Below are 12,054 nucleotides of genomic sequence, written 5' to 3' on the forward strand. Positions count from 1 at the left end.
AGATCGCCGGGAGGCTGTCCATATTTAGTATTAATTTTAAGAAAAGGAAGAACCGCTCAGAATTTCAAATGAAATTCCGAACGGTTCTCTTAATTTAAAGGACTTATGTCACAGCCCCTTTTTGTTCATCATTAAATAAATATTTACTAATCGTTCATTTTCCCTAGCCATTTTATTATCACTAAGTCATCGTTGCTTGTTGTATTTCGCCTATTAGCACTATACCAATTGAACATTTTTTACCTAATGGGCAAATTATTTAGCAAATTTTTTCGTAAAAATTTACTAAAAGAATATTGACATCTTTTATGAAAGCGCTTAGCATAATGGCTGTAAGTTATTATAAATGTTGATGCAGAAAAGGGGAGTCTACAATGAACAATAGTTCTAAGAGTCAAGAACACGTTGGTCGTGCCCGTTTCGCCTACTCAATGGGTGCATTTGGACACGATGCCTTCTATGCCTTGCTCTCTACTTACTTTATTATGTATGTTACCGGACACTTATTCCATTCTGGTAACAAAGCCTTCAACGATCACATGATTCTATGGATTACCACAATTATTGCGGTTCTCCGGATTATCGAATTGTTAATTGATCCAATGATCGGGAATGCAATTGACCGGACCCATACTCGTTGGGGTAAATTTAAGCCTTGGGTTGTTGGTGGTGGAATTATTTCTGCTGTTATCTTAGCAGCACTTTTCACCCCACTAGGTGGCTTAAACGTTTCTAGCCCTTATCTTTACTTAATTATTTTTGCCATCTTATACATCATTATGGATATCTTCTACTCATTCAATGATGTTGGTTTCTGGTCAATGCTGCCAGCCTTATCATTCAATTCACACGAACGTAATAAAATTGCTACCTTTGCCCGGGTTGGTTCAACCGTTGGTGGTCAGATTGTTGGTTTTGTTATTATGCCAATGGTCCTATTCTTCTCTGCTAACCAAAACGGTGGTACTGGTGATGACCGTGGTTGGTTTATCTTTGCAGCAATTATTGCCGCTATCGCTGCCATTACTGCTGTTGGTGTTGGTTTAGGAACTCACGAACAACAATCATTACTTCGTGAAAACAAGGAACAGACTAAACTTAAGGATGTTTTCAAGGTTCTTGTTAAGAACGATCAATTATTCTCCATTGCAATGTCCTACTTATTCTACACAACCGGGATTACACTTGTTAACAGTATGGAGCTTTACTACTTCACATACATCCTTGGTAATGCCAAGGCCTTCTCAATCCTTGGTGGTTTAAACACGGTTGTCGGTGTTATCTCAGTTCTTACTTTCCCAATGTTTACTAATAAGATTAGTCGGCGGAAGTTATTCTATGGCTCCATCAGTATGTTGGCACTAGGATTACTAATTTTTGCTTTTGCTGGTCATTCTCTAGTAATGGTTCTGATTGGTGCTGAATTATTCTTTATTCCACAACCACTTGTCTTCTTAGTTGTTTTAATGACAATTACTGATTCAGTTGAATATGGTCAATTAAAGTTAGGACACCGTGACGAATCATTAACCCTTTCGGTTCGGCCGTTGCTTGATAAGTTTGCCGGTGCCGTTTCCGGTTGGATCATCGGACCTACTGCAATTGCCGCCGGAATGACTGCCGGAGCTACCGCATCATCACTTTCTGCATCAGGCGTAACAACATTTAAGCTTGTTATGTTCCTTGCTCCTGCAATTATGCTTGCTATTTCTGTTATTATTTTTGCTACTAAAGTTAAATTAGACGAAAAGATGCACGCTAAGATTGTTGCTGAACTTGAACAAACTTGGGGTAAAGAGCTTAACAAGAGCGATGACGAAGGAACCATCATTGCTGATGAAGATGAATCAGTATCAACTCCTAAGCCTGGTGTAACGGAAATCCCTGCCCCAGTGGCTGGTACTGTTATTGACCTGAAGAATGTTAGCGACCCTGCCTTTGCTAACGGAAGCATGGGACAAGGATTTGCAATTAAGCCATCTGACGGTAAGGTTTACGCACCATTCAGCGGTACTGTTCGTGCAACCTTCTCAACCCGTCACGCTGTCGGTTTAGTTTCTGATAATGGTATCGCATTGTTAATCCACATTGGTATTGATACTGTTAAATTACATGGTACTGGATTTGTTACCTACTTCCACAAGGGACAACACGTTGCTAAGGGTGACGAATTAATGGAATTCTGGGACTCAACTATTAAGAAGGCTGGTCTTGACGATACCGTTATCGTTATCGTTACCGTTACTAACAGTGAAGAATTTAACTTCAAGCAATTAATTTCTGCTAACCAAGAAGTTACAACAACTGATAACGTTATGGAAGTTACTAAGAAGGACCAAGAAAAGTAGTTCTTATCCTCTGAAGAAAAAGGCAACTGAGATTTTTCTCAGCTGCCTTTTTTGTTCTATAATCAAGGACGGAGGTGTGAAAATGGCTAAAAATAAAGTTGTCGCCTGGTTCTTCGTTATTCTGTGGGCGATTGTCCTGTACTTAACATTTACAAATAAGATGATGCCAGCAATGGACCTGATGGCAATTGGGATGTTCCTTGATGCAATCGTCTGTTTAATTAAGTCCTGAACGTAAAAAGAGTACGAAGTCAAACTCGTAATTCAGTGAATTACGGGTTTGACTCCGTACTCTTTATTTATTGGGTTATGTGTTCTTGGCAACATAGTCTAGAGCTGATACTCCTACTGCAACTGAGTCAAAATATGTTCGCAGGGAAGCCCCTATAGACAACAAACTCCCTCCCAGATGCTTTCAGCATCCAGTCGGGAGAAATTGCTAGCCTTCCGGAAACTCTTTGGAGCAAAGACACTCTACTACTTAACCTGATCCACCGCCGTACGAACGACGAGGACGTCAACAGGGGCGTTACGCTTAACATAGGACGTAACAGAACCCATAATAGCCCGTTGCATCCGTGACAAGCCACTGGCACCCATCATAATCATATCGTTATGGTGATCCCGAACAAAATCAAACGCGATAATTGTCTTTGGGTTTCCTAAACGAATGTGAATATCAATATTATCAAAGTTTTCCTTATCCTTAACACCCTTCAAAACGTCATCGAGGTATTGCTTAGACTTATCAACCAATTGATAAGCAATACTGCCATCAGACATTCCAGCAAAGTTATAAGCCATTGCACGGGTATCAATAACGTTTAATACATCAATGTGTGCCTTACCATTACGCTTAGCAACCGCTACTGCACGTCCTAACGCTAATTCAGATTCCTTTGAGCCATCCATTGGAACTAAGATGTTTTCATATTCTTGATCCATAATCGAACCCTCCATTCAACCTCTTACATTTATTAATTACTATTGTACCATTAATTAATCCGCGCTTGTAACTATGCAATTATTATTTATCACTTTTATCAATTATTCTCTACTGATTAAGCATTTGACTTGCATCATGCAATCAATTACAATCAACGGTAAATAATATTAAGATTTAATTAGGGATGCTTAATTAATTCTAATTTTGCATCTAATGAAATGAGGTAATTAACGTGGACAAAATTGATCGAAAAATTGTCAATATTTTACAAACAAACGCTCGAGCGTCCCTAAAGGATCTCTCAAAAGAATGTTTTATCTCCTCCCCTGCAATTGCAGCAAGAATTAGCAAGTTGGAACGTTCCGGTATTATCAAGGGCTATCAAGCAGATATTAACCTCGAAAAAATTAACTTCCATGTTAAAGCTTTTATTCAAGTTCAACTTGAACCTCGGCAAAAGAAAGAATTTTATCCTTATATTCAGAACATTCCGAACGTCATTGAATGTAATTGTGTCACCGGTGATTTTTCCGAAGTAATGGAAGTCGTTTTCCCATCAACAACTGATCTTGATGACTTCATTAATGATATTCAACAACGCTTCGGCAAGACAAGTACCCAAATTGTCTTTAGCACCAGCGTTGATCACCGCGGCGTTCAACTAAGTGATCCCCAAGAATAGGAGCGATTACTAATGCTTAGTTTTCGTCGAGCAACCACAAATGATCTGCCAAGAATCGTTGCAATTTATAATAGTGCAGTTCCAAGCCATGATATCACTGACGATGAAATGCCTATCACTATCGATAGTCGTAAAGACTGGCTCAATCATTTCCCGATTTGGGTAGTAATCAGCGATTCAATAATCATTGGTTGGTGCTCACTTGGTCAGTTCTACCCGCATCAGGCTTATCAATTTTCTGCTGAAATCTCAATTTATTTAGCTCCCGGTATCCAAGGACGAGGCTACGGAAAGCAGATCTTAAGGTTCATTGACCAGCAAATTACCGACAACCTTGATATTAAAACTGTGATTGCTTACGTTTACGAAAATAATCTTCCTAGTCAAAAACTTTTTCAAAAGTGTGGCTATCAGCAATGTGGCGTCTTACCACAGATTTCAATCATTGATGGCAAACTCAGAACACTCAAAATCTTTGTTAAACACTTCTAAAAGAAGCCTAAAATTTGTCCAAAGTGAAATTCATTTTGAACAAATTTTAGGCTTTTTTGAATAAGAACTGAGATCCGTTCGCCAGGAGCTGACTCACACTCTAGTTCTTACCGTAAGTATCTAGGTAGTGATTATATTCTTCACGGTTAAATTCTTTTTCGGATTCACCAATAACCAGGGTTGCAATGGAATTACCAACAACGTTTACGGCCGTTCGTCCCATATCAACAAACCGGTCAATTCCGGCGATAAAGGTTAATCCTGCAATCGGCACACCAATTGTCGAAACACTTGCCAAAAGAACAACGAAGGATGCCCCTGGCACACCGGCCATCCCCTTACTGGTAATCATCAGGACAACCAATAAAGTAAACTGATGGGCAAAGGTTAAATGAATTCCGTATGCCTGAGCAAGGAATAATGCTGCTAATGACTGGTAAATTGCTGAACCATCAAGATTAAAGGTATACCCAGTTGGAATAACGAAGGAAACAATCCCCTTGCTGACACCCATCTTTTGTGTCTTCTCCATTAGCCGTGGCAACGTAACCTCAGAACTTGCTGTTGTAAAGGCTAAAATAATTTCATCAAGAATAACGTGCATTGTCTTCCAGTAACGCAAGTGGAATAAGTGGGCAGTAATCCCCAAAATCACCACAACAAAGATGATCATTGTTATATAGGCAATCACAATAAACAAACCTAGTGGCAACAAAGCACTAATTCCCATTTCGGCAATTGTCATCCCAATCAGACCAAAGACCCCGATTGGCGCAAACTTCATTACCCAGTTAGTAACCTTGAACATCACTTCAGCAACTGCATTCAACACATCAATAAGAATTTTGGCTTTCTCACCAACCGCAGCAATCCCCAAACCAAAGAGGACTGAGAAGAGAATTACTGGCATCATATCCCCATCAGACATTGACTTAAAAATATTCGTCGGAATAATTGAAAGGATTAGATCCCAGAAGCCACTGTCATGTGAGGCAGTCTTTGCGCTTGCCATGTACTTTGAAATGTCAGTAGCATGAAGCTTATGGATATCAATAAACGTTCCCGGGTGAGTAATATTCCCGATCACTAACCCAAGAATAATAGCAATTGTAGTTAAAACTTCAAAGTAGATTAAAGTTTTCCCACCTATCCGTCCTAACTTCTTAATATCACCAATGTTCGCAATCCCGACCGTTAAACAAGAAACAACGATTGGCATAACGATCATTTGGATCAAACGAATAAAAATAGTTCCTAAGCTCTGCATGACCTTAATCGCACCAGTATTATGATAAAAGATCATCCCACAGATAATCCCTAATACTAGCCCAATCATAATTTGCCAGCCCATGCTTAGGCGTGAAATTCGGTATTTTTTCACCTTAAATCAGACTCCTTAAAAAATGTCTTGTTCTACTTTAGCATATTTTTTAGGGTTTTTCTTAGGAAAATTTAAATTTTGCTTAACAAAAGACGAACAGTTATTTCATACTAATAATTATTTATTCACTTATTCTTTGTTTGGAAGCGGTTTATTTTTCGCGTAAATAGAAGTAGGATATTACTATAGTCTATTTCAAAGGAGGAAATCGACAATTGACCAAACAATGGGCAAATAGTCTCACTGGTCGCTGGTGCTTTTTAGCATTTTCCATTTTGCTAAATGCTTGTTCCAACGGTCTTACCGTTTCTACAAACATGGGAAGTGCAATCTGGACTGCCTCCGCTGCTAATCTTAGCAACTGGCTCCACTGGTCACTAGGAAATATGCTATTGATTGAAGGAGTTATCGTTGCAATCACTAATTTGCTTCTGTTAAGAAGATTTGATTACTTTCGGTTAATCCGTAATCTTCTTTACATCATCCCTTTTAGTTATATTCTTCAGGGATTTGCTGACTTCTTCAATTATATTGGCGTTCCCGAACTCAATATTTGGCTTCGCGTCGTTCTTGATATTATTGGGCTATCTGGCATTGCTGCCGCTGTTTCACTTTACCAGCGAGCCAACCTGATTATGCATCCGAATGATGACTTCCCATATATTTTACGGTTTCGTTTTATGCACGGTTCCGCTGTCTGGTCACAATGGACAAGTTATATTCCGCCAATTATTTTAATCATTATCTCAGTAATTGAGACTCACCAGTTAGTTGCCGTTAACTTCGGGACAGTTTATAACATTCTTACACAAGGTTACCTAATTGGTTGGTCTGATCATCATTTCTTTAGCAAATTACACCACCACCTAAATTACAAGTATTAAGAGAGGTAATTTTATTATGAAGGAAACCTACATTAATGGTCATATTTTTGTTGGCGATTCAGAAGATCACTTTGCCAATGGCATGATCGTTGAAGACGGCCGAATTAAATGGATCGGTAATGATCCAGTCCCAGAAGGAGAAACAATTGATCTTAAGGGGCAAACCGTTCTTCCGGGATTAATCGACTGCCATACGCATCCAAAATACATTGCCGATGCATTACATGGTGTCGCTTGTACCCCGCCAAACGTTAACAGTATTAAGGAAATGCAAGAAGCATTACGTAAATCTCCCGCCTATGGTAAGGGTGAAGATGTCTGGATCGAAGGATGGGGATTTGACGAAACCAAATTAGCCGAGCACCGGAGCCCTAACCGGGACGATCTCGATGCCGTTTCAACTACTCAACCGATTTTTATTTACCGTTCAGACTGTCATTCTTCTGTTGGTAATTCTAAAGCCCTTGAACTCGCTGGAATTGACGAAAATACTCCTGACCCAATTGGTGGAAAGATCGAACGATTCGCTGATGGCCGACCGACTGGTTTCATGCGAGAGGTTGCCGCATCTCAGCTTTTGATTCGTGCTAAGTCTGCTCAAAGTTATGAAGGCGACGTCCAAAACATGATTAAGAGTTCCAAGCACTATCTTGCCAATGGAATCGTTGCAATTGGCGAAATGATGGGACGAATGAAGCCATATACCTCTCTCAAGCTCTACCAGGACGCGGTTAAGGATGGTTTTGCCCCTAAGGCATCAATTTACTATGTCTTTGATGAAATTGATCCCGAAAAGGGCCTCCAATCAAGTGGCGACGCTAAACTTCGCGTTGCCGGAATTAAAGTTTTCATGGATGGTAGCATTTCTGGTGAAACAGCATTTAATGCTGAACCATACCCATCAGGGAAAATGGGAGTTAGTCTTACATCGAAGGACAAACTGGCTCGTGCTGTTAATATGGCACGTGAAAACAAGCTGCAGTTAGCCGTTCATGCAATGGGCGATCAGGCTATTCAAACCGTTATTGATGTTACCAAGGATCTCGATCCATGGCTTGATGAAATGCCATCAGTACGGATTGAACACGCATCCTTAATGGATGATGAAATGTTCGCTGAAATTGCTAATAGTAAAATGAAGTATGCCTTAGTAACTCAACCGATCTTCTTCTTTGCTGAAGATGAATCATACCGTCATTACCTTAACGCTGAACAATTCAAGCTAGCATATCGAGTAAAGACAATGTTAAATTCCAAGGCAATGCTTGGCTTAAGTTCAGATGCCCCACTCCATGGGCTGAACCTGACAGCCCCTTCTACAGTATTTATGCCGCTGTCACCAGGAAAGCAGCTAATGGTGACGTTGTGAATGCTGATGAAGCAATTACGGTTCCACAAGCGGTTCTGGGATATACCCGTGATGGTGCTAAAATCGGTGGCTTTGACGATAATGGTACTCTGGAAGCAGGCAAGGCAGCTGATTTCGTCATCCTCAATAAGGATATTTTCACTGTTCCCCATGACGATCTGCAAACTGTTCGGGTTAAAGAAACCTGGATGGCTGGGGAAAAAGTTTTTGAAGAATAAATATTTGACTTTGAAAAAGGCTGGGATTGGTTCCTGGCCTTTTGATTTTGGAAATTGCTAGAGTCCTAGACAACAAAGTCGAAATTGGCTCGCCCTAACCTTCCTCGAGCTAACGACCTCTCTTCTAGGCAACAGAGTCAAGAACTGCTCTCCAGGGACTTGCTAGAGTCCTAGGCAACATATTCTAAACGTGCTCAGCCTAAGCTCCCTCAAGATAACGACCTCTCTCCTAGGCGCGAGTCGCCTTCGTCGAGAGAAATCGTTATCACCCGGGAGCTTTTTACGGCTTCACACTCTAATTTCCCAATTGATGCCGCTTTCAAAGAAGTTTACAATAGGGTTGTGAATAGATTTGCAAATTAGTTTTTTGGGGATTGGAGTGAGAAATTTGCAAGAAGTTAAGAAAAAGCATCGGTTTCATATGCCGTCAGCGTTCACGATTCTATTTATTATCATTGTTATTATTGCTGTATTAACCTGGATTATCCCAGCCGGAACATACGCAACCGACAAGGCTGGAAATATTATTTCTGGCACCTATCGTTCGGTTGCTAGTAAACCTCAAGGGATCTGGGACGTCTTTATGGCGCCTGTTATTGGGATGGTTGGTGACAAAAAAACTGAAGGAGCAATTTCAGTTTCACTATTCATTCTTGTCATTGGGGGCTTTCTTGGGGTTGTAAATAAGACAGATGCTCTCAATGAAGGGATTAGTTCAATCGTTCACCGTTATAAGGGACGAGAAAAATTACTGATCCCGATCCTAATGATCCTTTTTGCTATTGGTGGTTCTACTTATGGAATTGGTGAAGAAACAATTGCCTTTTACCCATTACTGATCCCTGTAATGATGGGCGTTGGCTTCGACTCATTAGTTGCCGTAGCGATTGCCCTTGTTGGGACCCAGGTTGGTTGTTTAGCATCAACCGTTAACCCGTTTGCTACCGGAGTTGCTTCACAAACATTAAATATTTCACCAGGTGATGGTTTAGGTTCACGGGTTCTTCTCCTGATTATTACGACGACCATTAGTATTATCTATGTTTATCACTATGCTTCTGTAATCGAAAAGCATCCTGAAAAATCGCTTGTTTATCACCAACAAGCAGCGGATGAAAAGCGGTTCGCAATTAAAGTCCGGTCTGACGATGGCGATTTCAAAATGTCGAAACGGCAAAAAGCAGTTATTTGGCTCTTTGGTCTTACGTTTGCAATTATGATTCTTGGTTTAATTCCATGGACTAACCTAAACAGTCACTGGACATTCTTTGACAGTTTTACTAAATGGCTGACTAGTATCCCGTTCTTAGGCAATTTACTCGGTCATGATATGGCACCACTAGGAACCTGGTACTTCAACGAAATTACCATGCTCTTCCTCTTTATGTCGGTTCTGATTATGTGGGTTTACCACATGAAAGAAAGTGAGTTCATCGACGCCTTTATGCAGGGTATGGCTGACTTCCTTAGCGTTGCAATTATTGTTGCCGTTGCCCGGGGAATCCAAGTTGTAATGAATAACGGGATGATCACAGGAACCGTCCTTCATTGGGGCGAAACTGGTCTTCACGGTCTTTCACAAAGTATCTTTATTATTTTGACCTACATTTTCTACATCCCAATGTCCTTCTTAATTCCATCTACTTCTGGACTAGCAGCTGCAACGATGGGGATTATTGGTCCTCTTGGGCACTTTGCTCACGTTTCGGGAAGCCTAGTTATTACGGCTTACCAGGCTGCTTCAGGTTGGGTTAACTTAATCACCCCAACTTCTGGAATTGTTATGGGAGCATTAGCGATTGCTCACGTTAACATCAGTATTTGGTGGAAGTGGATGTTGAAATTGATGATCTACCTATTCATCGTTACCTGTGTATTCTTAGGAATCGCTGCCGTACTCTAGGAGGAATTAAATTATGACAGAATTAGTTACCGAAAAAGAACAACAAGAGGCTGCCGACGCTCTTGAAGAGTTAATTTCCGTACCTTCTTACAATCAACCTGCTGAAGATGGTGCTCCATTCGGTCGGGGGATCCGGAACGCCCTTGATAAGATGATGGAAATTTGTGAACGGCTTGGATTTAAAACCTACGAAGATCCTGATGGGTATTATGGTTATGCTGAAGTTGGTGAAGGCGACAAGATTTTTGGTGTAATTTGTCACCTTGATACTGTTCCTGCTGGTGATCCCAAGACCTGGGAACATGATCCATTTAAGGGAACAGTAGTTAACAATGCCGTTTACGGACGTGGTTCTCAAGATGACAAGGGACCTGGAATTGCTGCATTATTTGCTGTTAAAGCTTTGATGGACCGTGGTTATAAGTTTAACCAACGAATTCGCTTTATCTACGGAACCGATGAAGAAATTCTTTGGCGGGGAATTGCTCAGTATAACAAGAAGGAAAGCCAAATTGATAGTGGAATTTCTCCTGATGCGGAATTCCCACTGATCTATGCCGAAAAGGGTCTTCAGCAATCCTACCTCGTTGGACCAGGAACGGACCAACTTAAGCTGAGTCTAAAGAATGCCTTCAATGCCGTCCCAGATAAGGCCGTTTATGATGGGCCAAAACAAGATGAAGTAAAAGCTGCCCTTGATAAGCATGGGTTTGAATACACCAGCGATAAAAATTCAATTACCGTTCTCGGAAAGTCAGTCCATGCAATGTTAGCACCACAAGGAACTAATGCCGTTCTTCGACTGGCAATCGTCCTAGATGATGTTTTTGACTTTAAACCACTTGATTTCATCGGCAAGCTCTTCAAGGAAGATGCCACCGGTACTAACCTCCTCGGTGATGTTGAAGATGAATCTGGGCACTTGACCATTAATATTTCAAGTCTCGAAATCAACGAAAAGGAAACCCGGATGCAAATTGATCTGCGAATTCCTGTTACCGTTGATCGGGATAAACTACTGGACAAGCTTGCTCAACGGGTTGCGCCATATGATCTCAAGTACGTTCACTTTGACTATGTTGCACCGCTATACGTTCCAAAGGATAGTAAACTAATTCAAACCTTGATGGAAGTTTACAAAGAACAAACTGGTGATACCACCGCCACACCACAAATTTCCGGTGGTGCTACCTTTGCTCGAACAATGAATAACTGTGTGGCCTTTGGTGGAATGCTACCAACCACTCCCGATTACATGCACCAAGCCAACGAACAATGGCCTCTTAAGGACATGTTCAAAGCCATGGAAATCTATGCTCAGGCAATAAGGAGGTTGTGTGTGGATTAGAGTGTGAGCGACGACGAATTAGTCACCGAGTACTAAGGAAGATCAGCCGATTATTGGTTTATCCAATGGTCGGCTGATCTAGTTAGACGGAGGTGACGGTCGTCGCGAGCAGATCTTGACTCTGTAGCAACAAAACGTTAGGTCGAACACATTTTGACTATGTTGCAGTAGAAAATTAGTTTGAGGAAGGTTAGGTCAAACACATTTAATAGAGTGTCTTCGTCCCAAATAGTTTCCGGAAAGCCAGTAAGTTCCCTGCGAACACGTTTCGGCAATGTTGCAGTAGGACGCAGGACTCGTCAAATTAAAATACTCTATTATTTATAAACAAAATAAGGGTGAGGAAAAGCGAAATGCTTTTTCTGGGTATACACTTTCTGGTATTGATAAAAAATCAATGCCAGTTTTTTTGTACACAAAAAGGACAACTGCTGTCCTCGTGTTGTACAATCAATTCACCACAAAAATCATGTAAAGAAGGTT

9 protein-coding genes and 1 pseudogene are annotated in these 12,054 nt (G+C 40.8%); 8 read left to right on the forward strand and 2 right to left on the reverse strand.

All coding sequences use genetic code 11. The features are described 5' to 3' along the window. Positions 1–374: 374 nt before the first annotated feature. Both HUK45_RS08905 and HUK45_RS08910 read left to right on the forward strand, forming a co-directional pair. Positions 375–2,348, forward strand: a complete 1,974-nt coding sequence (locus HUK45_RS08905; RefSeq protein ID WP_191912017.1) for a glycoside-pentoside-hexuronide (GPH):cation symporter — start codon at positions 375–377, stop codon at positions 2,346–2,348. 82 nt (positions 2,349–2,430) lie between these two features. After that, complete coding sequence (locus HUK45_RS08910) at positions 2,431–2,580, forward strand: hypothetical protein (RefSeq protein WP_191912018.1); 150 nt, start codon at positions 2,431–2,433, stop codon at positions 2,578–2,580. Between the two features lie 245 nt (positions 2,581–2,825). Here the strand turns inward: HUK45_RS08910 and HUK45_RS08915 are convergent, their stop codons facing one another. Beyond that, positions 2,826–3,293 carry a universal stress protein gene (locus HUK45_RS08915; RefSeq protein WP_102167902.1) on the reverse strand — a complete coding sequence of 156 codons (468 nt, stop codon included), beginning with the start codon at positions 3,291–3,293 and terminating at the stop codon, positions 2,826–2,828. 233 nt (positions 3,294–3,526) lie between these two features. Between HUK45_RS08915 and HUK45_RS08920 the strand changes: the two genes are divergently transcribed. Next, complete coding sequence (locus tag HUK45_RS08920) at positions 3,527–3,976, forward strand: Lrp/AsnC family transcriptional regulator (RefSeq protein WP_003716441.1); 450 nt, start codon at positions 3,527–3,529, stop codon at positions 3,974–3,976. A gap of 12 nt (positions 3,977–3,988) precedes the next feature. Then, positions 3,989–4,468 (forward strand): GNAT family N-acetyltransferase, encoded by a 480-nt coding sequence (locus tag HUK45_RS08925; protein WP_191912019.1) that lies wholly within the window; start codon positions 3,989–3,991, stop codon positions 4,466–4,468. 100 nt (positions 4,469–4,568) lie between these two features. Here the strand turns inward: HUK45_RS08925 and HUK45_RS08930 are convergent, their stop codons facing one another. After that, positions 4,569–5,849 (reverse strand): dicarboxylate/amino acid:cation symporter, encoded by a 1,281-nt coding sequence (locus HUK45_RS08930; protein ID WP_191912020.1) that lies wholly within the window; start codon positions 5,847–5,849, stop codon positions 4,569–4,571. 215 nt (positions 5,850–6,064) lie between these two features. On the opposite strand from HUK45_RS08930, the gene HUK45_RS08935 reads away from it, so the two are divergent. The 4 genes and pseudogenes from HUK45_RS08935 to HUK45_RS08950 all read left to right on the forward strand — a co-directional run bounded on the left by HUK45_RS08935 (position 6,065) and on the right by HUK45_RS08950 (position 11,571). Further along, positions 6,065–6,733: a YczE/YyaS/YitT family protein gene (locus HUK45_RS08935; RefSeq protein ID WP_191912021.1), complete on the forward strand. Its 669-nt coding sequence runs from the start codon at positions 6,065–6,067 to the stop codon at positions 6,731–6,733. Between the two features lie 16 nt (positions 6,734–6,749). Next, positions 6,750–8,320: pseudogene (locus HUK45_RS08940) on the forward strand (amidohydrolase). Between the two features lie 421 nt (positions 8,321–8,741). Continuing rightward, a complete protein-coding gene (locus HUK45_RS08945; RefSeq protein ID WP_413230831.1) occupies positions 8,742–10,223 on the forward strand; it encodes a YfcC family protein in 1,482 nt (493 codons plus the stop codon). A 13-nt stretch (positions 10,224–10,236) separates the two neighbouring features. Next, positions 10,237–11,571, forward strand: coding sequence for a dipeptidase (locus HUK45_RS08950; RefSeq protein WP_191912023.1), 1,335 nt, complete (start codon positions 10,237–10,239; stop codon positions 11,569–11,571). The last annotated feature ends 483 nt before the right edge of the window (positions 11,572–12,054 follow it).

The organism is Limosilactobacillus urinaemulieris (assembly GCF_014838745.1).
Lineage (GTDB): Bacteria > Bacillota > Bacilli > Lactobacillales > Lactobacillaceae > Limosilactobacillus > Limosilactobacillus urinaemulieris.

What these genes read in the sequence shown, in the direction of transcription:
- HUK45_RS08905 (WP_191912017.1), top strand. Translation starts at nt 375, where the DNA reads ATGAACAATAGTTCTAAGAGTCAAGAACACGTTGGTCGTGCCCGTTTC.
- HUK45_RS08910 (WP_191912018.1), top strand. Translation starts at nt 2,431, where the DNA reads ATGGCTAAAAATAAAGTTGTCGCCTGGTTCTTCGTTATTCTGTGGGCG.
- HUK45_RS08915 (WP_102167902.1), bottom strand. Translation starts at nt 3,293, where the DNA reads ATGGATCAAGAATATGAAAACATCTTAGTTCCAATGGATGGCTCAAAG.
- HUK45_RS08925 (WP_191912019.1), top strand. Translation starts at nt 3,989, where the DNA reads ATGCTTAGTTTTCGTCGAGCAACCACAAATGATCTGCCAAGAATCGTT.
- HUK45_RS08945 (WP_413230831.1), top strand. Translation starts at nt 8,742, where the DNA reads ATGCCGTCAGCGTTCACGATTCTATTTATTATCATTGTTATTATTGCT.
- HUK45_RS08950 (WP_191912023.1), top strand. Translation starts at nt 10,237, where the DNA reads ATGACAGAATTAGTTACCGAAAAAGAACAACAAGAGGCTGCCGACGCT.